Raw genomic sequence first — 24,294 nt, 5'->3', positions numbered from 1 at the left:
TAGTTGGTCTGTTAATCGCATAAAAAGTCAAAACCTAACAGAAAAGAGGTGTTATTTTCTTTCTTGAACGTTATGTGTCCTAAGATCTTTAATAAAAAAGGCAAACATAATAATGATAAAAAAGGCAAAAGGTAATGAGGTTATAATTAAGAGGCGCTGTACAGCTTCTAAAACATTAATATTAGCTTTTACATTTCCTAATAAGACTAAAGCTATGGTAGCTAACAAAATGAAAATAGACCAAATGATACGATGTGTTTTACTCGGGTTTTTAGCTCCCTTATCCGTAAACATACTTAATACAAATACGGCAGAATCTACTGAGGTGATTAAAAAACTGATTAATAAGAAAACCGATGTTATGTTTAAAAAGGTTGCATACGGGTAGTGTTCAAAAAAGACAAATATGGAAGAAAATACGTTACCGAATTCATTGTTATAGGCTCCCCATCCTTCAATTAAATTAAAAGCAGCAGTCCCAAAAACAGAAAACCAGAAAAAGGTGCCTAAACAAGGGATAATTAAAACCCCTAATAGCAACTGCCGTATGGTGCGTCCTTTAGAAATGCGAGCAATAAAAATGCCTGTAAAAGGTGCCCAAGATAACCAGAATGCCCAATAATAGAACGTCCAACTTGTTAAAAACTCTGTTCCGGGATTATAATCGCCGATCGCCAAACTCATAGGGGTAAAATCTATGATGTAATAAAAAGTAGCAGTAGCAAAAGACGTTAAGATAGCGCTCATATCGCTGGTAGCAAAAATAAATATGAGGATGGCAAGCGTGACTATAATATTTAATTTAGAAAATATTTGAATCCCTTTGTTAACCCCTTGCCAAGCAGAATAACAAGCCACAGCAGAAATAAGTACACAAAGTAAAATAGTTGTTGTTAAGCCAAAGTTGGCATCAGTTATATGATTAATACCTCCTTTTATTTGCGTTGTTCCCAAGCCTATGGCGGCAATTAGGCCAAAAACGGTTGTTATAATAGTGATGACATCGACGGTATATTTAACAGTATTACTTTTAACATGATCTTCTATTGTGGCACTGATGCTTACTTTTCTTTTTTTAATATACAAGCCGTAACCAATAATTAAGGCAAAAAGACCATAAAAGGCCCACGCAGTTAATCCCCATTGGTAAAACGTAAACTCTAGTGCTAACGTATCTGCGGGTAAATTAGAACTGTATGGTGAGTTTTGTTGCATATAAACAGGCTCTTGTACGGCTCGCAATAAAATACCAGACCCCATGCCCGCACTGTATAACATGGCCGTCCATGCCCAAAGCGAATATTCAGGTTGGGCTGTAGGTTGACCTAATTTTAGGTTTCAGTAACGCGAGCAGGCTATTGCTAACAAAGCTAAAACACAAGCAAAACCTAAGTAGAGGTAGAAATATCCAAAATAATTCCGTACCCATAAGGATGCAATATCTATGGCGTTGTAACTTGCTTCAGTAGCAAAAAATACCAATACAGTGCAGGTGAAAATAATGGCTATTGAAAAGGATAAAATGGAGTGTTTTTGAATGAATTTAAACATTAGAGATCCGTTGTGTTTTTACAAAAATAGGAATTAGAATGTGAATTTTAAGTTCAGAAGAATACATTATAAAAACCAAACTTAAATTATTAGAAGTCCGTTTATTAAATGTCGTTTTTACATTATCCCACATTACAATTACCATCCGTAAATTAACAATAAATTATTAAAAAGATTTTTTGAATTGTTATCTTTGCAGTACGTATGAAACAAGCTTTCCATAAAATAATGTCTTTTGCAATGGCTTTTGTAGTGTTATGCTCTACGATGTCGTTTACTTTGAACATGCATTATTGTGGAGATACTTTAGTAGAGACAGTATTATTCCATAAAGCAAAAGGTTGTGGCATGAAAATGGAAAAACCTTTAGCTGAAGGTTGTGCCATTACAAAAAAAGATTGTTGTAAAAATGAACAGTCTGTCGTTGATGGTCAAGATGAACTGCAACTGTCTTTGGAAAAGGTGACTTTAGAACAACAGCTTTTTATTGCTTCATTTGTTTACACTTACATTAATATTATTGAAGATCTTGAAGAAAAAACACCTTCTTACAAGACTTATAAACCGCCATTGGTCCGAAAGCAACTCTTTAAGCTAGACGAGACTTATTTAATCTGATTTTTTAAACAATAGACTGTATTATCCTGTGATGTATTTCATTAGGATGATGTCGCTGTATTCGGTGTTTTTCTAACACTACTTTCTAATTGTTTTAAATATCAAGCGTCATGCTAAATAAGATTATTAAATATTTAATAGAACATAAAATCGTATCAGTTTTATTATTGGTCCTTTTTATTGGATGGGGAACTGTAAACGCTCCTTTTAATTGGGATACTGGCTTTTTACCAAGCAATCCCGTAGCTGTAGATGCGATCCCAGATATTGGCGAAAATCAACAAATTGTATTCACAAAGTGGGATGGTCGTTCTCCACAAGATATAGAAGATCAAATCACCTATCCGCTCACCACTTCCCTATTAGGAATTCCAGGAGTTAAAACCATTCGTAGTTCATCGATGTTTGGCTTCTCTAGTATTTACATCATTTTTGAAGAAGACATCGAGTTTTATTGGAGCAGAAGCAGAATTTTAGAAAAACTAAACTCCTTACCGAGTAATTTATTACCAGAAGGAATAAATCCTGCTTTAGGGCCAGATGCCACAGGTTTAGGACAGATTTATTGGTACACTTTAGAAGGTAGAGATAAAGACGGAAACGTAACTGGTGGTTGGGATTTACAAGAATTACGCAGCATACAAGATTATTATGTAAAATATGGTTTGTCTTCTGCTAGTGGGGTTTCTGAAGTGGCTTCTATTGGTGGGTATGTACAAGAATATCAAATTGATGTGAATCCAGAATTGATGCGCCAATACAATATTGGGTTAAACCAAGTTGTAAAAGCGGTTAAGGATAGTAATACAGATATTGGTGCACAGACATTAGAAATTAATAAAGTTGAATATTTAGTTCGTGGTTTAGGTTATGTAAAATCAATTGAAGATATAGAAAATGCAGTCGTCACTTCTAAAGATTTTACGGCTATTAAAATTAAAGACATTGCTAAAGTTTCTTTAGGACCTGCCGCTAGACGCGGGATATTAGACAAAGAAGGCGCAGAAGTTGTTGGTGGTGTTGTCGTAGCAAGATATGGCGCAAACCCAATGGAAGTGATTACGAATGTAAAAGCCCAAATAGAAGAATTAAAAGATGGTTTACCTTCTAAGGTTTTAGCAGACGGACGTACATCGCAATTAACAATCGTTCCTTTTTATGATCGTTCTGAACTGATTGTAGAAACCTTAGACACGCTTAGTGAAGCTTTAACCTTAGAAATTTTAATTACCATTTTGGTGATTATTGTAATGGTCTTTAATTTAAGAGCTTCTCTTTTAATTTCTGGCTTGTTGCCTGTGGCTATTTTAATGGTGTTTGTTACCATGAAACTCTTTAATGTGGATGCCAATATAGTGGCATTATCTGGTATTGCCATCGCTATTGGAACCATGGTTGATGTTGGCGTCATACTCGCCGAAAACATGATTCGCCATCTCGACGAGGAAAGTGAAAAGTGGAAAGTGAAGAGTGAAAAGGTAAAAGTGGAAAGTGAAAATGAATACGATAATGTCATTCCGACAGAACGAGGCACGAGCGACGAGGAATCTCAGAACAAGAAATTATCCACAAACGAAGTTATTTACAATGCTACTGCAGAAGTTTCTGGCGCTATTTTAACAGCGGTTTTAACTACTATTATCAGTTTTGTGCCTGTATTCACAATGATTGGTGCAGAAGGTAAATTGTTTAGACCTTTAGCGTTTACAAAAACGATGGCATTATCAGCTTCTTTAGTGATTGCTTTGTTTATCATTCCGCCTTTAGCAGCTTTTTTATTCCGTAAAACAACCCTAAAAAACGCGTTTAAATACATTGTAAGTGCTGCTTTAGTTCTTGCAGGAATTGTAATTGTGATCAGCGGATTTTGGTTAGGAACTATTTTAATCACCTTCGGAATTTTGTCTTTATGGAGTTTGTATTTTAATAAAACTGAAATTAACTTTTCATTTTTCACTTTTCATTTTTCGCTTTCTAAAAACTTTGTAAATATCATTATCTCATCAATTGCCATTGTATTTCTATTGGCAGAATATTGGAGACCTTTAGGTTTTAATCGCAGCATCTTTATCAACCTTATTTTTGTGTCTATTATTTGCTTCGGAATTTTAGGAATATTCTCTGTTTTCAGAAAATATTACGGCCGAATATTACAATGGGCTTTAGCGAACAAAATGTTGTTTTTAATGATTCCGATAATGGTTCTTATTTCTGGAATATACATTATGAACAACACAGGAAAAGAGTTTATGCCTTCTTTAAATGAAGGTTCTTTTCTACTCATGCCTACTTCTCTTCCGCATGCTGGAGTTGAAGAAAACAAACGTGTGTTGCAGCAATTGGATATGGCGGTTGCGACCATTCCAGAAATTGAAACAGTGGTTGGAAAAGCGGGTAGAACAGAATCGCCTTTAGATCCTGCGCCTTTATCGATGTACGAAAACATGATTCAGTATAAACCGGAATACATGCGTAATTCCGAAGGAAAAAGACAACGTTATAGAGTAAATACTGATGGTTTGTTTGAGTTGAAAAACGGAATGTCATTGCGAGCAGAACAAAGTGAAGCGTGGCAATCTCTTAATGCAAAAGAACAACTTATCGAAGATAACAACGGTGAATATTACAGAAACTGGCGACCAGAAATTAAAAGTCCAGATGATATCTGGAAAGAAATTATTAAAGTTACCAAGTTACCAGGTGTTACTTCTGCTCCGAAATTACAGCCCATAGAAACACGATTGATCATGTTACAAACTGGTATGCGAGCGCCTATGGGAATAAAAGTAAAAGGACAAGATTTAAAACAAATTGAAGCTTTTGGTTTAGAGTTAGAACGCTTTTTAAAACAAGCGGAAGGTGTTAAAGTAGAAGCTGTTTTTGCGGATAGAATTGTTGGGAAACCTTATTTATTAATAGACATTGATAGAGAAAAAATAGCACGTTATGGCATTTCTATAGAGGATGTACAAAGTGTGCTAAAAGTTGCTATTGGTGGTATGGATTTAACCCAAACGGTTGAAGGCCGAGAACGTTACGGCGTTCGCGTACGTTACCCAAGAGAATTACGTGGCAATCCAGAAGACATTAAAGATATTTATATTCCTGTAGAAGAGGGAAATCCTGTTCCTTTAAGCGAGTTAGCGACGATTAAATATGAACAAGGTCCGCAAGTGATTAAAAGTGAAGATACTTTTTTAGTAGGTTATGTTTTGTTTGATAAAATAGATGGTTTTGCAGAAGTAGATGTGGTAGAAAATGCGCAAGCTTTGTTTCAACAAAAAATAGATTCCGGAGCATTAACGGTTCCTAAAGGCATCAGTTATAAATTCACGGGTACTTATGAGAACCAATTGCGAGCAGAAAAAACACTAGCAGTTGTAGTTCCTTTAGCATTAGCTATTATTTTCTTGATACTGTATTTTCAGTTTAAATCGGTAACCACTTCTTTAATGGTATTTACCGGAATTGCGGTTGCATTTGCCGGTGGTTTTATTATGATTTGGTTGTACGGACAAGATTGGTTTTTCAATTTTAGTGTCTTTGGCGAGAATATGCGAGATCTTTTCAATATGAAAACCATCAATTTAAGTGTGGCCGTTTGGGTGGGGTTTATTGCCTTATTTGGTATTGCAACAGACGATGGCGTTGTCATGGCAACCTATTTAACGCAAACTTTTGATCGTGAAAAACCATCAGATAAAATGAGCATTAGAGTTGCTGCTTTAGAGGCTGCTAAGAAACGTATTCGTCCGTGTTTAATGACAACGGTAACTACTATTTTGGCATTATTACCCGTTTTAACATCCACAGGAAAAGGAAGTGATATTATGATTCCGATGGCAATACCGATTTTTGGAGGTATGGTAATTGACATTACCTCCTACTTTATCGTTCCGGTGTTATATAGTTGGAGAGAGGAAATGAAGTTAAAAGTGAAAAACTAATAATGAAAAGTTTAAAGTGAAAAATTAATAGTAAAAACTAAAATTATGGCTAAAAGTATTTTAAAAGATAAAAGTTATGCCTTTGCTATTTTAATTGTGAAATTATCTCAATTATTAGTTACAGAAAAAAAGGAATATGTGTTAAGTAAGCAACTTTTAAGAAGTGGTACTGCTGTTGGTGCATTAATTCGTGAAGCGGAATTTGCACAGAGTAAAGCCGATTTTATTCATAAAATGAGTATCTCTCTTAAAGAAGCGAATGAAACTTTGTATTGGATAGATTTATTAAAAGACACCAATTATATTGATAAACAACAACATGAAAATCATTATCAATTAAATAAAGAATTGGTAGCTATGTTGGTGAGTTCCATAAAAACATCAAAATCTAGATTGTAATGACGAATTCTATAAAAAAAGTACTGTATTTCATTATTGTTAGTTTTTCACTTTTCATTATTCACTCTGTAAATGGTCAAGAACTAGAAACCTACATTAATATCGCTTTAAAAAACAATCCTGAAATTCAAAAATTCGAGTTGCAATATAGCATTGCTTCAGAAAAAATAAATGAAGTCAACACCTTACCAAACACCGAATTTAGTGCTGGGTATTTTGTATTAGAGCCAGAAACACGAACAGGAACGCAACGTTTTAAAGTATCTGCAAAACAAATGCTACCTTGGTTTGGAACCATTACTTCTCGTGAAAATTATGCGAGTGCTTTGGCAGATACCAAGTACGAAGACATTGTAATCGCCAAACGAAAACTGATGGTTTCCGTATCACAATCATACTATAAATTATATGTAAACAAAGCCAAACAAGCTATTTTAGTTGAAAACAGCAAACTCCTTAAAACCTATGAAGCCTTAGCATTAACATCGATTGAAGTCGGTAAAGCCTCCGCAGTAGATGTTTTAAAATTACAAATGCGTCAGAATGAATTAGAACAACTCAAATTGGTTTTAGAACAACAGTATTTAGCAGAACAAACTGCTTTTAATAAGCTTTTAAATAGAGAAAATACGATTAAAATTGATGTTGTAGATGCTTTGTTAATGTCTTCTAAAGATTTTGACATCAACACTAATAATTTAGACTTACACCCTGAATTATTAAAATACGATAAACTGTTTCAATCCGTAGCACAATCCGAATTAATGAATCAAAAAGAAAGTCAGCCTTCCTTTGGTTTCGGATTCGATTACATCAATATTAATGCAGGACCTGACATCACTTTTAGTGAAAAAGGAAAAGATATTTTGATGCCAACGGTGTCGTTATCCATTCCGCTTTTTAATAAGAAATATAAATCGAAAACGAAGCAAAACGAATTACAACAACAAGAAATTGAAGCGCAAAAAAAAGAACGTTTAAACACTTTAGAAACCTTTTTAGACAAAGCAATAAACGATAGAATTTCGGCAAGAATTAGTTATAATACACAAGTTAAAAACTTACAACAAGCTAAGGCCGCAGAAGACATTTTAATTAGAAGCTATGAAACCGGAACGATTGATTTTAATGACGTTTTAGATATTCAGGAATTGCAATTAAAATTTCAAATGAACCAGATTGAATCCATCTATAATTATTATATTCAAACCACAAATATTAACTACTTAATTCAGTAAAAATGGGACATACATTACTTATAAAAAATATGGTTTGTGCAAGGTGTAAATCAACAATTGTAGACCTTTTAAAACGATATAATTTTGATATTGAATCCATCGAATTAGGAAAAGTGGTTGTAAAACAAGAGTTGAAAAACAACTATGATGCGATTAAAACGGGACTTAAAGATTTAGGCTTCGAATTGATTGAAGAGGAATCTAAAGTTTTGATAGAAAAAGTTAAACTAGTGGTTATTCAGTGTATTTCAGAAAATAATGTCGACCATATTATTTCAAAAATCACAAAAGAAATTGGCAAGAATGATTCGGCTATAAGCAAGCTTTTTAGCAAATCAGAAGGCATCACACTTGAGAAATATATCATCAATTTAAAGATTGAAAAAGTCAAAGAATACATTCAATTGAATCAATTAAACTTTTCTGAAATCGCATACAACCTCAATTATAATACGAGTAGTCATTTAGCAAAACAATTTAAATCAGTAACAGGAATGTCGATGTCTGAATATAAAAAAATACAAAATTGGGATCGGAAAGAGTTAGACCAAATTGTATAAAATATAACCAGAATTAGAAAAACTTATGCTTTAAAACAGCAATACATTTGTTGCTAAATTATAAAGAACACATAAAATGAAACATACATATCACATACACGGAATGACTTGTAACGGTTGCCGCGGTCATGTTGAAGAAACACTTTCTAAAATCAACGGTGTTGTAAAAGCAACCGTAGATTTAGACAAAGCAGAAGCGACTATAGAAATGGAATCTCATATTTCTTTAGAAACCTTCCAAAACGCGTTAAAAAACGATGGTGACAGATATAGCATTCATAAATTAGGCGATCATAAACATATCGAGAAGAAAGTTTCCACTTCCGAAGAAACCGGAATGAAACACAGCTATCACATACACGGAATGACTTGTAATGGCTGTCGCGGTCATGTTGAAGACATCCTTTCTAAAGTCAATGGTGTTATAAAAGCAACCGTAGATTTAGAAAAAGCAGAAGCGACTATAGAAATGGAATCTCATCTTTCTATTGAAAAATTTCAAGACGCGTTAAAAAAGGATGGTGACCGATATAGTATTCATAAATTAGGAGAACATCACCATATTAAAGAAGTAAAAAAAGAGCTTCCAAAAGGAAAAGGAACCGGTGTATTTTATTGTCCCATGCATTGTGAAGGTGATAATACCTATGACAAACCAGGCGATTGTGCCGTTTGTGGAATGGATTTAGTGGAAGAGCAAAACTTAGCCATTAATACTGCAGAACAATACACTTGCCCCATGCATCCTGAGGTTATTAAAGACGAACCTGGGGACTGCCCTATTTGTGGTATGGATTTAATACCTATGAAACCAGATCTTTCTGCTGAAGAGAAAACCTATAATAAGTTACTAAAAAAGTTCTGGATAGCAGTCGCATTTACATTGCCCATATTTTTAATTGCGATGAGTGAAATGATCCCTAATAATCCATTGTATACCATATTAGAACAAAAACAATGGAACTGGATTCAGTTTGCACTCTCTATTCCAGTAGTGTTTTATGCCACTTGGATGTTTTTTGAACGCGCTTACAGAAGTATCAAAACTTGGAACCTAAATATGTTTACCCTTATCGGAATTGGTGCTGGGATATCTTGGCTATTTTCGGTATTCGGCATGTTTTTCCCTGATGTTTTTCCTGCGCAATTTAAAACAGAATCAGGTGCTGTACATGTTTATTTTGAAGCAGCAACGGTGATTTTAACATTGGTGCTTTTAGGTCAATTATTAGAAGCGCGTGCGCATAGCAAAACAAATTCAGCAGTAAAAGAATTGCTAAAACTAGCACCTAATAAGGCGATAAAAATAGTAAATGGAGAAGATGTAGCGGTCAGTATTGATAAAATAGAGTTACACGATATTCTAAAAGTAAAACCAGGAGATAAAATTCCTGTAGATGGAATAATAACTGAAGGAAACACCACTATCGACGAATCTATGATTTCTGGAGAACCGATTCCTGTAGATCGCTCAGTAGGCGATAAAGTAAGTGGCGGAACCATTAATGGAAATCAAGTTTTTTTAATGAAAGCAGAGAAAATTGGTAGCGATACCCTACTCTCTCAAATTATTAAAATGGTAAATGATGCGAGTAGAAGTCGTGCACCCATTCAGAATTTAGCCGATAAAGTCTCTGGTTATTTTGTACCAGTTGTGGTTTTTATTTCAGTAATCACTTTTGGAGTTTGGGCCATTTGGGGACCAAACCCTGTTTATGTGTATGCCTTTGTAAATGCCATTGCGGTATTAATTATTGCCTGTCCTTGTGCATTGGGTTTAGCAACGCCAATGTCTATAATGGTTGGTGTTGGTAAAGGCGCACAAAATGGTGTATTGGTTAAAAATGCCGAAGCACTAGAAAGAATGGCAAAAGTAGACACCTTAATTATTGATAAAACAGGAACTATTACCGAAGGAAAACCTACGGTAGAAAAAGCAACTGCTTTCAATACAATTTTAAGTGATAAAGAAGTGCTGCAATATATTGTGTCTTTAAATTCTAATAGTGAGCATCCTTTAGCTGAAGCTACTGTAAAATATGGGAAAGCCCAAAATGTAACTATTTTAAAATCGGAAGAATTTAGTGCCATTACAGGAAAAGGTGTTGAAGCGACTATAAACAGTAAAAAAGTTGCCTTAGGAAACCCTAAAATGATGGCTTATGTCCATGCAGAAATCACTTCTAAAATGGAAGAAGAAGTTAAAGCCTATCAAAAACAAGGTAAAACGGTTTCTTATTTATCAGTAGATAAAAAAGTTGTTGGTTATGTGGTTATTGGTGATAAAATTAAAACAACGAGTGCAAAAGCAATTAAAGCGCTTCAAGATAAAGGCATTGCGGTAATCATGCTTACTGGTGATAATTATGATACAGCACAAGCTGTTGCAACAGAATTGAATCTTGCCGATTTTAAAGCAAGTATGTTACCCGAAAATAAACTAGAAGAAGTGACCAAATTACAACAACAAGGAAAAGTAGTTGCGATGGCCGGAGATGGCATTAACGATGCCCCAGCATTGGCAAAAAGTGATGTTGGTATCGCTATGGGAACAGGAACAGATGTCGCTATTGAAAGTGCCATGATTACTTTAGTTAAAGGCGATTTACACGGTATTGTAAAAGCACAACATTTAAGTGAAGCGGTTATGAAAAACATCAAACAAAACTTATTTTTTGCCTTGATTTATAATACCATAGGAATTCCTATTGCTGCCGGTGTTTTATTCCCAATTTTCGGTATTTTATTATCTCCAATGATTGCAGCTTTAGCCATGAGTTTTAGTTCGGTGTCTGTGATTTCGAATGCCTTACGATTAAGAAGAATTAAAATATAAATAATGAAGAAATATAGCATTTACATAGCCATTTTAGCTATTGGTTTACTTTTAGGTTGGATGCTTTTTGGTGGGACATCAAAGACTCAAGCAGCACATCATCATGAAGCTGTTGAAGGTACAAGTCAAATGTGGACCTGTTCTATGCATCCACAAATTATGCAACCAGAGGCTGGCCCCTGCCCTATTTGCGGTATGGATTTAATTCCTGCTGCAAGCAGTGCAGAAGGATTATTGGTAGATCAATTTAAGTTATCTGAAAACGCGATGGCTTTGGCAAATATTCAAACATCCGTTGTAGGTAAAAGTGTTTCGAATGAAGATTCTGGTGTTATTTTATCAGGAAAAATTACCGAAAACGAAAATGAAACAGCCACTATGCCTGCCCATTTTGATGGAAGAGTTGAAAAACTATATGTGAATTCCTTAGGAGAACGTGTTAACAAAGGACAAGCGATTGCGCAAATATATTCACCAGCTTTAATTGCAGCACAGCAAGAATTAATTACAGCCTATAAATTAAAAACATCACAACCTCAATTGTATAATGCAGTTAAAAACAAGTTTAAGAATTGGATGATCCATGGTAAGCAATTAGAGGAAGTGGAACAAACCGGACAAGTGAAAACGAGTTTCACAATTTACTCCCATGTATCTGGTGTGGTTACCGAAATTGCTATCAATGAAGGGTCGCATATCATGGATGGAAAACCAATTTTTAAGGTTTCAAATCTAAATACGGTTTGGGCAAATTTTGATGTCTATGAAAATCAAATTAGCCAATTTAAAAAAGGACAAGATATCATAATCAATACAAATGCCTATCCAGATAAAACATTCAAAGGAAAGGTCGATTTTATTGATCCTATTTTAAATACCAAAACAAGAACGGTAAAATTAAGAGTCGTATTGAATAATAAAAACGAACTTTTTAAACCAGGCATGTTTGTAGAAGGTAAAATTAACGGCGTTGATCCTTCAATTAAAAAGCAAGTTTTATCCATACCTGCTTCTGCAATTTTATGGACGGGAAAACGCTCTGTAGTGTACATAAAAACAAATCCAAATGAACCTGTTTTTCAAATGCAAGACATAACATTAGGAAACCAATTTGGAGATAATTATCAGGTTTTAGAAGGTCTAAATAATGGAGATGAAATTGTAACCAACGGAACCTTTACTGTAGATGCGGCTGCGCAATTACAAGGCAAAAAATCGATGATGAATAAAAAAGGAGGCAAAGTAATGACGGGGCATGAAGGACATTTAGGTATGGAAACAAATACGACTGATTTTAAAAAAACGTTAAATAAAAATGAGCGAATAGAAGTTTCTAAAGAGTTTCAAAATCAATTAAATACCGTTTTTAATAGCTATATTGAATTGAAAAATGCTTTGGCAACAGATAATACTCAGAAACTTAAAACACAATCTAAACAATTAATAGCTAATTTAGGGAAAGTGGATATGAAGTTATTAAAGAGTGAAAATGCACATCAGCATTGGATGCCATTAGAAAAGGAACTAAAAACAACTACTAATTTGATTTCAAATACAGACGATATTAAAGTTCAAAGAACCTATTTTAAGCATTTATCATCAAATATGGCCACCGCGTTAGAAGTGTTTGGTGTCCATGAAAAAGTATATCATTTATACTGCCCAATGTCTGATAATAACAAAGGGGCTTATTGGTTAAGTAAAGAAGAAAAAGTAGTGAATCCCTATTTTGGAGGCGCCATGTTAACCTGCGGAGAAGTAAAACAAGTCATAGAATAATTAAAAACCAAATCATAATAATTAAATTTTAAAAGAATGAATAAAGTAATTTTAAGTCTAATAGTAATAGCATCGATAGGTTTTACAAGTTGTAAAAATGAAGACAAACAAAAAACAGAAACAGCAACGACAGAAGTTTCTAAAGAAACAGCTACCGCAGATATTTCTTTTGGAGTAAGAGGAAACTGTGGTATGTGTAAAAGTACCATTGAAAAAGCGGCTAATAGTGTCGAAGGTGTTGCTAACGCAACCTGGGATGTCGATAAAAAGAAAATAGATATATTTTTCGATGATAGCAAAACAGATGCTATGGAAATTCATAATGCCATTGCCGCATCGGGTTATGATACTGAAAAGGTTGAAGGAAGCGAAGATGCTTATAAAAGTTTGCCTGAATGTTGTAAATATGAGCACAATATGGTCATGAATCAATAAAGTGTGATAAAAAAGTCAAACGATTTAACTTGCTGTTTATGAAAAATAATTCATTAAAATATGTGTTATAATGGGGTCTTCTTTGTTGAAAGCATGAGCATATATTTTTATTTCAATACACTTAGTGCACTATTTTAAGATTTATCATTTCAAAATAATAGTATCATTAGGTATGTTTATCTATCACCTCTACCCTATAATTTCTAGTTTAATGAACAAAACCCTATATTTTTTTATTATAAAAGTGCGTAATTTTGTACCTTGGTATAATAATTGTTTTATAAAACATATAAAACCATAACATTATGAAAAACACCATTTATACTGCCATCTTATTTTCTTTAGTAAGTTTTATTGGCACTGCACAGGTTAACGAGGAATTAGTACCAGATCAAAATCCTAATTATAAAGTAAGTTTAGATAAATATGCAACAGCAAATAACGTTGATAATCTTACGTTAAAACAAGGGACAACAGTACAGGATACTTATACAGCCATTGATCCTATGGAAGCTAAAAGAGAACGTAAAGAATTAAGACAATACTACAGATCTCAAAGACCCTTATGGAGACAAGAAGTGAGGCTTGAACGTGCTAAAAACACAAGATATTATAGCGGAATTAGCAGCAACTTTGGTGCAAACTACTATAATAACCTTCATAGTAACTATCATAGATCGTATTACAACCTTAGCAATAGAAGATTTTACGCACGGTCTTTATTTAACTTTGGCATAGGAGGATCTTTTAGATTTAGATAATTTAATCAAAAAAATAAAATACATATATAATAGAAAGATGAGAAAACAAATTATTATTCTAGGGTTAATTTTAGTAGGTACAATGAGTTTTAATTCTTGTGCACGAAAAATTACACGTGTAGAGTCTGACACACAAATAGATATTAGTGGACGATGGAATGATACGGATTCTAGATTGGCTGCAGAAGCACTTACAGAACAAATTTTATCTGGAGATTGGTTAACCGATTTTATGCAAGCTAATGATGGTGAAAAACCCGTTTTAATTGTTGGTTTGGTAAGAAACAAATCTCATGAACATATTGAAGCCGAAACCTTTACAAAGGATATAGAAAAAGCTTTGATTAAAAAGCAATTAGCAAGAATTGTTTCTGGTGGAGAAATGCGAGAAGAGTTAAGATCTGAACGTGCTGATCAGCAAAACAACGCATCGAGTTCTACTATAAAAAAATTCGGTTTAGAAACAGGTGCAGATTATATGCTTCAAGGAAACATTAACTCTATAGTTGATGCTTACAAAAAAGAAAAAGTAACTTATTATCAAATCGATTTAGAGCTAACTAATATTGAAACCAATGAAAAGGTTTGGATTGGAGATAAAAAGATAAAAAAATACATTAAAAACTAACAAGAGTCAAAGCTTCCCTAAAATAAAAGGACGAAAACGGAATGAAAAATATCTTTTATTGTGTCTATACATTTCTAATCCTTTCCTTATTTAATAGTTGTGCGACTTATAATACCAAAGCACAAAAATTTCAATCTGCTATTCAACGAGGAGATTTTAAGGAAGCTTCTACTTCTATAGAATCGAATAAATTTTTACACAAAAAAAGAAATCTTCTTTTATATTATTTAGAAAAAGGTAAAGTCGCCTACTTAAATAAGGATTATGAATTAAGTAATTCTTTTTTTAATAAAGCAGATGTTATTATTGAAGATAATAAAGCTAATTTAGGAGGAAAAGCTTTGGGTGTACTTTTAAACCCGGAAGCAGAAACTTATACTGGTGAAGATTTTGAAAAAGTAGCCATTCATTATTATAAAGCCTTAAATTATATATTTCTTAATAAGTTTGATGATGCCTTAGTAGAAGCAAAACGAATTAATTTACAATTACAAGCTATTAATGATAGCTATCCTCTAGGTAAAAAGAACCGGTATACTTCAGATGGATTTGCTTTAAACCTTCAAGGTTTTTTATACGAAGCTTCGGGCGATATTAATAATGCCTTTATTTCTTACAGAAATGCTGTTGATCTCTATTTAGAAAACCAAGGCTCTTTCTTTGGTGCACCTCTACCCGATCAGTTAAAGCAAGATGTATTAAGAACTGCTGCTGTTTTAGGTTTTACAAATGAACTTGAACGCTACGAAAAGCTATTAAATACAAAATACATTGCCCCTCAAACAACTCATGAAGGAGAACTTATTCTTTTTTGGGAAAATGGTTTAGTACCTTATAAGGACCAAACATTTTTTAATTTTATTGTGTTGCCAGGGAGCAATAACGGAATTGTATCTATTTACAATGAAGAATTAGGATTAACATTGCCCATCCCTATTCCTAGTGGGAATGGAAATAAAAATGACTTTTCGGATATTAATGTTTTTAATGTAGCCTTTCCTAAGTATGTTGAAAGATCTCCAGCTTTTTCAAAAGCTACTATTAGCTCTGATGCTATTGGTCGTACTGATTTTCAATTGGCGCAAAACTATGATGAAATAGCTTTTAAAACCCTAAGAGACCGTACACTACGCGAAATAGGAAAAGCAGCGATAAGGTTAGGTACTAAAAAAATATCAGAGTCTTTAGTTAAAAATCAAAACGCAGATATAGGTGCTGCATTAGGTCTATTTAATGCACTAACAGAACGTGCTGACACACGTAATTGGCAAAGTCTTCCTAATCGTATTTACTATGCTCGTATCCCTTTAAATAAAGGAGAAAATACCATCCGTGTTTCTATACGTTCTTCTAATAATACGTCTAAAGAAGAAGTGATTACTATTCAAGGTAAAAAAGGCATACAGTTTAGAAACATATCAACTTTTCAATCTTTATAATCTTATTATCATAATATCTTTAGTGATAATGGGGTGTAATTCTATTCAATTTATTCAGAATAGAGTTTACAGATCAGATCTAAGTAATTCCTCTTATTTCACAAGTAAATTCTTCATTTAACTCATTTAATAGCTTGAAGGCTATTATTTTTTTTTACTAAATATGAAACAAAATAAGTATTTTTGTTAACTACCGATATATGAGTTATATAGTATGAAATTATGCTTTGTTCCTCATAATCAGACTTTTTAAAAAAGAATACATTGCTTTAGTTTTATATAAAACTGAATAATTTAGGGCTATTTAATAATAGTTCTATTTGTGGTATAAAAAATAATAAGTCCATTTATTGGTGATTATCTTTTTTTATGTCAATTTTTTTAATAATATTTGAAAAAAATAAACTAAAAAATAACAAATTGATAATTATGAAACAATTAATATTATTATGTGCAGCCTTATTAATCGGCTCTGTGTCTTACGCTCAATTTCAAATTTCGGCTAGTGGTGGTTATGCTATTGGTAGTGCAGGAATGAAAACAGGAGAAACAATAAGTACTACACAAACAGAAAATGCTTACGGTAGTTACGGAGAAGGTTTTAATGGTCAAATTAGAGGAACTTATTTCTTTAATGAAACTTTTGGTGCTGATTTAAGTCTTGGGTATTTACATGGTTCAGATCAAACAATCTCTGAAGTTAATGTACCAGGAACAGAAATAGATGCTGTTGCTAGAGCTCGTGCTTTTGGTGCAGCGATATCTTTAGTATATAAATTTAACAATAACATTTATGGTCGTTTAGGGGCTTTAGTAAAATTAGGAGGTAAAACAGAAGCTGTTGTGAGTCAAAAACAAACGTTATCAGATGGAGAAGCTGCTGCTTTTGGTTTAGATCCAGGAGCTTATTCTCAAACTAATTATGTAGAAGATTTTCATGGACAATTTCCTTTAGGTTTTGTTGCTGCTATTGGTTATGAATATCCTATAAATGATAATTTTAGTGTTTTTGCTGAAGCAGAATATTATGGAATTAGCTTAAAACGTAAAGATTCTGAATTACAAGAGTTCAATACTAATATCGTTGCAGCAGACGGTACAGTAGCTTTTGAAGGTTTTTACTCTTTAGATAATTTACCAGAAGGTAGAAACAAAAAAACAACTTATGTTGATGAATTGTCTCATGCAAATACAGATGATTCAAAAGAATTAGCCGTAAAAGTACCTTATTCTTCATTCGGTATTAACTTTGGAATTACTTACAAATTCAAAGGTTCTAGTTCTAAAGACATGTAGTACTAAAACAAGTTTTATAAAAAAGCTCTCATTTTATTATGAGAGCTTTTTTTATGTTCATTTTATAACTGATAAAGCAATCCTATAACGGAAAAATAGGTCTATTTCGTCTCCTACTCAGTGCTGTAGTTTCAATAATAAATTATATATTTTTCCGCTTATTCGATGACTGACACATAATTGTTGCTTAAATTGTTATTTTTGTTAGACTTAACCTACAAATCAAAAATAATGAAAGCAAAAATTGTACTATTCAGTTTAGCGGTCGGCTCCTTATTTGCAAATGTTACCAATAATTTGGAAGCCCAAACATCCCCAATTAATCCAACGGTAGCAGCAAATAACTTTAATGTCTTTACCTCTGGCGATGCTATAGCTATAAAAACAGAATCGGAAGGTTCTTGGGCCGTTGGTGGAGATTTAACTTTAGACGGTACCCTAAATATTTTTGGCGGTATAAATTATTATAACGGCGACTCACAAGCAACTGCTCTTGTTGTTAACGGAAAAGTAAATTACAACTCAGGTAAATTACAGATTCTACAAAGCAATTATATTAAAATAGGTGATCTATCTACAAGTGCTGTTTTTGAGTTAGACCAAAACAATGTACTTAGTAATACTAGAATTACTCCTATTGATGGTAATTTTGATACTAACCCTAGGATTGAATTATCTACAAATCAAACTATCACTTCAATTTCAGGAAATCCTCAAATAGATTTTAATGAAGCTTTTAATCAGTTTGAATCTATTTCTAATTATTTAGGAAATCAAATCACCAATGTAACTTGGAATGCTGATGAGTTTACTCAAGGAAAGTTATGGATCAATTTAATTCCAAATACAACTAACGTTATTAATTTAACAGTTGCAGAATTCAATGGATTTAGTGAAATAAAATTCAATGACTTAGTGCCTTCAGAAACAACTCCATTAATCATTAATCTTACAGATATTAGTGTTACTCCAGATGTTGTTTCAATTCATAGCTGGCCAAATATCGTTGGAAGTTCATTAAGTTACGCGCCTTATATCTTATATAATTTTGCTAATGTAAGTTCTACCATTAATTATACTGGTGGTGCTCAAGTTTATGGAACTATTTATGCACCAAATGCTCGTTTTAATAACCGAAGTAATTTTAATATTGATGGACAAATTATTGCTGAAGTATTTGAGCAAAACTCAGGGGAAGTTCATCCTTATTTATTTGATACGACTATAGATTTTCCACCAACACCTTCAGAAGAAATTTGTGATGGTATCGATAATAACGGTAACGGTGTTATAGACGAAGGTTTTACAGATACAGATGATGATGGTGTGGCTGATTGTATAGATAATTGTCCTGAAGTTGCAAATCCAGATCAAGCAGATTTAGACGGAAACGGTATTGGTGATGTTTGTGATGAACCAGAAGTTGAAGAAATTTGCGATGGTATCGATAATAACGGTAACGGTCTTATAGACGAAGGTTTTGCAGATACTGATGGTGATGGTGTTGCAGATTGTGTAGACAATTGTCCTGAAGTTGCGAATCCAGATCAAGCTGATTTAGACGGAAACGGTATTGGTGATGTTTGTGAAGAACCAGAAGTTGAAGAAATTTGCGATGGTATCGATAATAACGGTAACGGTCTTATAGACGAAGGTTTTGCAGATACTGATGGCGATGGTGTTGCAGATTGTATAGACAACTGTCCTGAAGTTACAAATCCAGATCAAGCTGATTTAGACGGAAACGGTATTGGTGATGTTTGTGAAGAACCAGAAGTTGAAGAAATTTGTGATGGTATCGATAATAACGGTGATGGCGTAATTGATGAAGGTTTTGCAGATACTGACGGAGATGGTGTTGCGGATTGTGTAGACAATTGTCTTTATTATTACAATCCAGACCAATCAGATACTGATGGTGATGGTATTGGAGATATTTGTGGAGGAGCAGGACCTTCTTACAGAAGTAGTTTAGGTATGGATGTATATCCAATCCCTTTTAGTGGTACAGTAAATGTAAAATATACCACTAGCCTAGACACTAGCAATGCGACTATAGAAGTATTTGATATTAGAGGAAGTATATTAAAACGTGTAAATAAAAAGATTAGTAAAGATGATGAGAACTCTGTTATAGAGCTTGATTTATCTAGAGAATCTAAAGAAAATAAAATCTTATTTGTACGATTTATTACAAGTGAAGGAACTATTGTAAAACAAATTATGTCTAAGTAATACGAGACTTATTATTTTATAATATAAAAAGCCAGATGAAATCTATTCATCTGGCTTTTTTGTTTCATCTACAGCGTCGTTTAATCTGTTTTGTAATTTTTCAACATCTAAGTTTTTCAAAAGAATTAATAAATGCGGATACATCTTAAAATGATAACCTAAGTTGTCATTCTGAAATTCTTCAATAGCAAGTTCCTTAGACCAATTCTCAACAACCATTCTATAAGCTGCTATAATGGTGCCTGTTCTATCAGAGCCATGCCAGCAATGGACTAAAACAGGTTGTTCTGAATTTTGAATAACCAGCAAGGCGTTTAAAATATCGTCTTTATTAAGTGCTTTTGTTTTAATAGGTTGATGCACTAAGTTAAAATTGAAATCTTTGGCTTTCTTTTTATTATTCCAACGGCGTCTTAAGTTTAAGATGGTCTTCACTCCTATTGAATCTATGTCCTTAAACCCTTTTTTACTAGGCTGTTCTGATCGATACAAAACAGAATTCACTTTATAAAGATTTTTAAAATGTTTAGATTCTATTTGCTTTAATGCTACTTCTTGTGCATAATTAAAGCTTATAGCACTTAAATAAAACATTATGAATATAGTTGTTCTTTTCATTTTGTTAGTTTCTAAAAGTTAATCAAAAGTAATATTATATAATATATTAATGATCTACTTTTTCTTATTATAAATGCATAAAAATGCATCAGTTTATTAGCGAAAGCTTATATCATTCATATTATAAATTTATCTTTAATTGTGACTATATTTACAATAAAATAATACCAATATATTTTGTTTTTATTCTTAACAATAAGAAAAGATAATCACTCAATATTTAAATGAAAGTTTTTGAATAATATTGTCATAAACATCAGATTTAACGAATAATTCAATGTTAAAACCTCTAAAAGTAATTGTGTTTTTAAAACCCTTTCTATTAATTTTATTAATGATTGGAGTTTCTCCAATTTTTGCTCAAAATAAAAAGCCTAAAGTTGCTTTAGTTTTAAGCGGTGGTGGCGCCAAAGGTGTTGCACATATCCCTACATTACAAGCCTTAGATTCATTAGGTATTGTACCCGATTTAATAGTTGGTAATAGTATGGGGAGTATTGTTGGTGGTTTATATGCCATGGGATATTCTGGTGATAGCATTGCAAGCATTGCTTTAAATGCTAAATGGGATGAGCTTATTGGTGGAGGTGTTTCTTTAAAAGATGTTAGTGTTGAAGAAAAAAGTGAATACAATAAGTATTTAATAAGCTTAGATTGGAAAAAAGGAAAAATTAATCCAGGAGCTTATTTACTCAATGATCAAAATATAAGAGAATTTATATCATCGCTCACCTACCCTAGTTACAACATTAATAATTTTGATGATTTATCTATTCCATTTAGAGCCATAGCAACCGATATTGTAAATGGTAAAGAAATCATATTTAACAAAGGTTCCTTGGCTTTTGCTATGAGAGCGAGTATGTCTATACCCGGAGCTTTTTCTGCAGTTCCATACCATAATACACTTTTAGTAGATGGTGGCTTATTAAACAATTTCCCTGTAGATGTAGCTAAAGCATGGGGAGCAGATATTATTATAGGAAGTGATGTAGGAAGTGGTATGGTAACCAAAGAAAAACTAAATAATATTAGTGCTTTACTTTTTCAGGCTGGTATGATGGGAAGTAATCTTAAAACACCAGAAAATCGTAAACTGTGTGATATTTTAATCGATCACAGTAATAATTTAACTTATACTACCGGAGATTTTTCTAAAATTAATCCAATATATGAAGAAGGTAAATTAGCAGTCAAAGAAAATATTGCTGCTTTATCTGCTTTATCAGAGCGCTTAAAGGGATTTAAGCAAAGGACACATGAATTACCTGAAATAAAAGATGAATTTGTTTTAAACAATATTACTTATGGTGGAATAAGTAAAGAAAATCTCGCTCTTGTTAAAGCAAGAATGAATATAAAAACGAATAAAAAATATACACGTAAAGAAGTTGTTAGTGGTGTAAACAGAGCAATGGGAACGACTATTTTTAGTCAAGTTACTTTTTTACCTATAATTAAAGGAGATAGTTTAAGGTTAAAAATTAACGGTCTTGAAAAATCGAAGCATCAAGTTAAAGGATCTCTTCATTATGATGATACTAATGGCGTTGGTCTTATTCTTAATTATACAGGAAGAAATATTATAGGAAATGCTTCTCGATCACTTGTTACCATTGATATTGCAGAACAGCCAAAGTTTCGTTTACAACATCAGAAAAATTTCAGTCACGATAGAGATTGGTGGTGGCGATCTGAAGCTTTTGGGCAACAATTAAAGCAAAAGGTATTTATTGGAGGTGAAAATGTAGATAATTTAAAATATCGGTATTTCGAATTTGATAATCAAGTCAATAGAAACATCAATTCTTTAAAAAACTATATAGGAATGGGTGTTAAATATCAAAACATTACTTTGAAACCTACAATTGATCCTGAATTTAACGAAAATATATTTAGCCTAGAAAAGTATAATTTTAATGATTTTGAGGTTTATTTTCATTATGTCTATAACACCTTAAATGCTGTTTATTATGCTTCAGATGGAAGTTTTTTTAAAGCAGCTTTAAATAGATCATTAAGCAATAATATAAATATTAATTTTTCAGATGAAAACATTTCTGATATTAATGGCTCTACCAATAATTTCACGAAAATAAATTTAGATTTTGAAAGAAGATTTCAACTAACCCCTAAAACTGTAGGTATCGTTGGCTTTAATACTGCTTTTATTATTGAAGATGCCGTTAGTGCTAATGATATTACGCTTTCTGAATTTGGTATCGGTGCTAATTACTTTCTTGGTGGTAACATCTCTAATCCAAGAAATGACAGTTACATTTTCCCTGGATTAAACGAAAGTGAGTTAAATGCAAGTCAATTTATGAGAGTAAATTTAGGGTTACAAATAAATACTATGCATAAATTTTATGTAACCCCTCATATAGATATTGCTTCCGTTGGATTTGGTAATTTTGAAGATTATGCAAAAGAAGCTTTTTTATCTAAAGGAAATTGGTCTGATTCTAATGAAGCTAGTATACTAGTCTCTGCGGGTACTACATTCTCTTACAATTCAATTTTAGGACCTGTAGATTTTGATGTTTCTTGGGTTAATAATACTAATAAAGTTCGATTTTTTATTGGTATAGGCTTACATTTTAATCGTACTAATTAAGCTTAAAATAAGATTTTTATATCTCTTTCCTTTTACTAAGAAAGCTATTCTGGGGTTTCAGAATAGCTTTCTTAGTAAAAGTACATGTCTTTATAAATTGATATTATTCATTTAGCTCATTCATTATTTCTGCAAACAATTCATAGGATCGAATACGACTATCAATATCGTAAATATGTGCTACAGCTATTAATTCATCCGCTTTAGTAAGTGCTAAAAATGATATAATCTGATTTTTCACAGAGGCTTTAGTTCCAATAAATGCATATTTAAGCATTTCACTAACCTGTGGATTTCTCATAATATCTTTTAGATCCTCGGTCATCTCTGTTGGTGGTTGTACTTTTGCACGTCTACCTGTAAATATACCAACAATCATTCTTATTAAAGAGGTTGCTAATCTTTGTGCTTCCTCGTCTGTTTCTGCAATAATAATATTAACACCAGCCATAACATATGGTTCTTCTAATATTTTAGAAGGCTTAAATTCTTGGCGATAAGTTGTTAAAGCTCTCCATAAATGTGTCGTTGCAAAATGACTTGCAAAAGCGTAAGGCAAGCCTTTTTTTGCTGCTAAATGTGCACTGTCTGTACTAGATCCTAAAATGCAAAGTGGTACATCTACACCTTCTGCAACTGTAGCTCGTATTTGAGCATCTTCATTTTCTATAGAAAAATAGGTTTGTATTTTTTCTACTTCATTCGGAAACGAATGTGCAGCTTGCATAAAGTCAGAACGTATTGCTTCGGCTGTTTCTCTGTCTGTTCCTGGAGCTCTTCCTAAGCCTAAATCGATTCTATTTGGGTATAATACTCCTAAAGTTCCAAACTGTTCAGCTACAATTAATGGCGAATGATTTGGTAACATAATACCTCCGGAACCCACACGAATTGTTTTTGTGCCTTGAGCCACATAACCAATCAATATAGAAGTGGCGTTACTTGCTATGTTTTCTGCATTATGATGTTCTGCTAGCCAATAACGTTTGTACCCATAGGTTTCTGCGTGTTGTGCTAATTTTAAAGTATTACCAAAAGTTTGCTTTAATGTATGTCCTTCAGAGACTAATACAAGGTCTAATATGGAATAAGCAGTCGCTTTGGTTTTCATGATTATCTGTTATTGAGAAGTTTAAATTAAACTAAAGAAGCTTGTAGTTTCTTAGTCGCTTTTCTTAAAAGATTTTTACAAAAATACAGACATTTCTGAGATAGAGGTTCGTTATAATAATAAAAAAATAGTGCCAATTAAAAAAGATTTTATTAAACGCACTTTGATTCTTATAATTTGGTTTGGGGTAATAATAGCACAAAAAAAGACGATCTGAAAAGATCGT

At 32.8% G+C, this 24,294-nt stretch carries 16 protein-coding genes and 1 pseudogene; 14 read left to right on the top strand and 3 right to left on the bottom strand.

The genetic code is table 11. The features are described 5' to 3' along the window. Positions 1–51 precede the first annotated feature (51 nt). Positions 52–1,326 (bottom strand): annotated as a pseudogene (locus tag H0I32_RS18000) (BCCT family transporter); the annotation flags it as partial. Positions 1,327–1,755: 429 nt separating this feature from the next. Between H0I32_RS18000 and H0I32_RS17995 the strand changes: the two are divergent. The 13 genes from H0I32_RS17995 (at position 1,756) to H0I32_RS18110 (ending at position 19,722) form a co-directional block, all read left to right on the top strand. After that, positions 1,756–2,169 (top strand): HYC_CC_PP family protein, encoded by a 414-nt coding sequence (locus H0I32_RS17995; protein ID WP_246293583.1) that lies wholly within the window; start codon positions 1,756–1,758, stop codon positions 2,167–2,169. A gap of 110 nt (positions 2,170–2,279) precedes the next feature. Beyond that, positions 2,280–6,116, top strand: a complete 3,837-nt coding sequence (locus H0I32_RS17990) for an efflux RND transporter permease subunit (RefSeq protein WP_179313135.1) — start codon at positions 2,280–2,282, stop codon at positions 6,114–6,116. A gap of 45 nt (positions 6,117–6,161) precedes the next feature. Continuing rightward, a complete protein-coding gene (locus tag H0I32_RS17985) occupies positions 6,162–6,515 on the top strand; it encodes a four helix bundle protein (RefSeq protein WP_179313136.1) in 354 nt (117 codons plus the stop codon). Continuing rightward, positions 6,515–7,753 (top strand): TolC family protein, encoded by a 1,239-nt coding sequence (locus H0I32_RS17980; protein WP_179313137.1) that lies wholly within the window; start codon positions 6,515–6,517, stop codon positions 7,751–7,753. Before H0I32_RS17985 ends, H0I32_RS17980 begins: the two co-directional genes overlap by 1 nt. A 2-nt stretch (positions 7,754–7,755) precedes the next feature. Continuing rightward, positions 7,756–8,313, top strand: coding sequence for a helix-turn-helix domain-containing protein (locus tag H0I32_RS17975; protein WP_179313138.1), 558 nt, complete (start codon positions 7,756–7,758; stop codon positions 8,311–8,313). 76 nt (positions 8,314–8,389) lie between these two features. After that, positions 8,390–11,149, top strand: a complete 2,760-nt coding sequence (locus H0I32_RS17970) for a heavy metal translocating P-type ATPase (protein WP_179313139.1) — start codon at positions 8,390–8,392, stop codon at positions 11,147–11,149. A gap of 3 nt (positions 11,150–11,152) precedes the next feature. Then, the gene (locus tag H0I32_RS17965; RefSeq protein WP_179313140.1) at positions 11,153–12,928 is read left to right on the top strand and encodes an efflux RND transporter periplasmic adaptor subunit; all 1,776 of its coding nucleotides are present in this window, start codon (positions 11,153–11,155) and stop codon (positions 12,926–12,928) included. Between the two features lie 36 nt (positions 12,929–12,964). After that, positions 12,965–13,363, top strand: coding sequence for a heavy-metal-associated domain-containing protein (locus H0I32_RS17960; RefSeq protein WP_179313141.1), 399 nt, complete (start codon positions 12,965–12,967; stop codon positions 13,361–13,363). Between the two features lie 305 nt (positions 13,364–13,668). Next, positions 13,669–14,124, top strand: a complete 456-nt coding sequence (locus tag H0I32_RS17955) for a hypothetical protein (protein ID WP_179313142.1) — start codon at positions 13,669–13,671, stop codon at positions 14,122–14,124. A gap of 37 nt (positions 14,125–14,161) precedes the next feature. Continuing rightward, complete coding sequence (locus H0I32_RS17950) at positions 14,162–14,752, top strand: penicillin-binding protein activator LpoB (RefSeq protein ID WP_179313143.1); 591 nt, start codon at positions 14,162–14,164, stop codon at positions 14,750–14,752. Between the two features lie 41 nt (positions 14,753–14,793). Next, positions 14,794–16,191: a COG3014 family protein gene (locus H0I32_RS17945; protein WP_179313144.1), complete on the top strand. Its 1,398-nt coding sequence runs from the start codon at positions 14,794–14,796 to the stop codon at positions 16,189–16,191. A gap of 429 nt (positions 16,192–16,620) precedes the next feature. Next, positions 16,621–17,487 (top strand): outer membrane beta-barrel protein, encoded by an 867-nt coding sequence (locus H0I32_RS17940; protein ID WP_179313145.1) that lies wholly within the window; start codon positions 16,621–16,623, stop codon positions 17,485–17,487. Between the two features lie 231 nt (positions 17,488–17,718). Next, entirely contained in the window at positions 17,719–19,722 is a 2,004-nt protein-coding gene (locus H0I32_RS18110) for a collagen-binding domain-containing protein (RefSeq protein ID WP_179313146.1), read from the top strand. A 42-nt stretch (positions 19,723–19,764) separates the two neighbouring features. Here the strand turns inward: H0I32_RS18110 and H0I32_RS17930 are convergent, their stop codons facing one another. After that, entirely contained in the window at positions 19,765–20,340 is a 576-nt protein-coding gene (locus H0I32_RS17930) for a fused DSP-PTPase phosphatase/NAD kinase-like protein (RefSeq protein ID WP_179313147.1), read from the bottom strand. A gap of 277 nt (positions 20,341–20,617) precedes the next feature. Between H0I32_RS17930 and H0I32_RS17925 the strand changes: the two genes are divergently transcribed. Continuing rightward, a complete protein-coding gene (locus H0I32_RS17925; RefSeq protein WP_246293584.1) occupies positions 20,618–22,957 on the top strand; it encodes a patatin-like phospholipase family protein in 2,340 nt (779 codons plus the stop codon). A gap of 103 nt (positions 22,958–23,060) precedes the next feature. On the opposite strand, the gene H0I32_RS17920 is transcribed toward H0I32_RS17925, so the two are convergent. After that, entirely contained in the window at positions 23,061–24,068 is a 1,008-nt protein-coding gene (locus tag H0I32_RS17920; RefSeq protein WP_173589502.1) for an LLM class flavin-dependent oxidoreductase, read from the bottom strand. Positions 24,069–24,294: the final 226 nt, after the last annotated feature.

Source organism: Winogradskyella sp. HaHa_3_26 (assembly GCF_019278425.1).
GTDB classification, from domain to species: domain Bacteria; phylum Bacteroidota; class Bacteroidia; order Flavobacteriales; family Flavobacteriaceae; genus Winogradskyella; species Winogradskyella undariae.
The sequence above is the reverse complement of the archived record's forward strand: the minus strand, read 5'-3'. Positions and strand labels throughout refer to the sequence as shown.

What these genes read in the sequence shown, in the direction of transcription:
- H0I32_RS17925 (WP_246293584.1), top strand. Translation starts at nt 20,618, where the DNA reads ATGTTAAAACCTCTAAAAGTAATTGTGTTTTTAAAACCCTTTCTATTA.
- H0I32_RS17930 (WP_179313147.1), bottom strand. Translation starts at nt 20,340, where the DNA reads ATGAAAAGAACAACTATATTCATAATGTTTTATTTAAGTGCTATAAGC.
- H0I32_RS17945 (WP_179313144.1), top strand. Translation starts at nt 14,794, where the DNA reads ATGAAAAATATCTTTTATTGTGTCTATACATTTCTAATCCTTTCCTTA.
- H0I32_RS17920 (WP_173589502.1), bottom strand. Translation starts at nt 24,068, where the DNA reads ATGAAAACCAAAGCGACTGCTTATTCCATATTAGACCTTGTATTAGTC.
- H0I32_RS17950 (WP_179313143.1), top strand. Translation starts at nt 14,162, where the DNA reads ATGAGAAAACAAATTATTATTCTAGGGTTAATTTTAGTAGGTACAATG.
- H0I32_RS17970 (WP_179313139.1), top strand. Translation starts at nt 8,390, where the DNA reads ATGAAACATACATATCACATACACGGAATGACTTGTAACGGTTGCCGC.
- H0I32_RS17980 (WP_179313137.1), top strand. Translation starts at nt 6,515, where the DNA reads ATGACGAATTCTATAAAAAAAGTACTGTATTTCATTATTGTTAGTTTT.
- H0I32_RS17995 (WP_246293583.1), top strand. Translation starts at nt 1,756, where the DNA reads ATGAAACAAGCTTTCCATAAAATAATGTCTTTTGCAATGGCTTTTGTA.
- H0I32_RS17955 (WP_179313142.1), top strand. Translation starts at nt 13,669, where the DNA reads ATGAAAAACACCATTTATACTGCCATCTTATTTTCTTTAGTAAGTTTT.
- H0I32_RS17990 (WP_179313135.1), top strand. Translation starts at nt 2,280, where the DNA reads ATGCTAAATAAGATTATTAAATATTTAATAGAACATAAAATCGTATCA.
- H0I32_RS17940 (WP_179313145.1), top strand. Translation starts at nt 16,621, where the DNA reads ATGAAACAATTAATATTATTATGTGCAGCCTTATTAATCGGCTCTGTG.
- H0I32_RS17975 (WP_179313138.1), top strand. Translation starts at nt 7,756, where the DNA reads ATGGGACATACATTACTTATAAAAAATATGGTTTGTGCAAGGTGTAAA.
- H0I32_RS17965 (WP_179313140.1), top strand. Translation starts at nt 11,153, where the DNA reads ATGAAGAAATATAGCATTTACATAGCCATTTTAGCTATTGGTTTACTT.
- H0I32_RS17985 (WP_179313136.1), top strand. Translation starts at nt 6,162, where the DNA reads ATGGCTAAAAGTATTTTAAAAGATAAAAGTTATGCCTTTGCTATTTTA.
- H0I32_RS18110 (WP_179313146.1), top strand. Translation starts at nt 17,719, where the DNA reads ATGAAAGCAAAAATTGTACTATTCAGTTTAGCGGTCGGCTCCTTATTT.
- H0I32_RS17960 (WP_179313141.1), top strand. Translation starts at nt 12,965, where the DNA reads ATGAATAAAGTAATTTTAAGTCTAATAGTAATAGCATCGATAGGTTTT.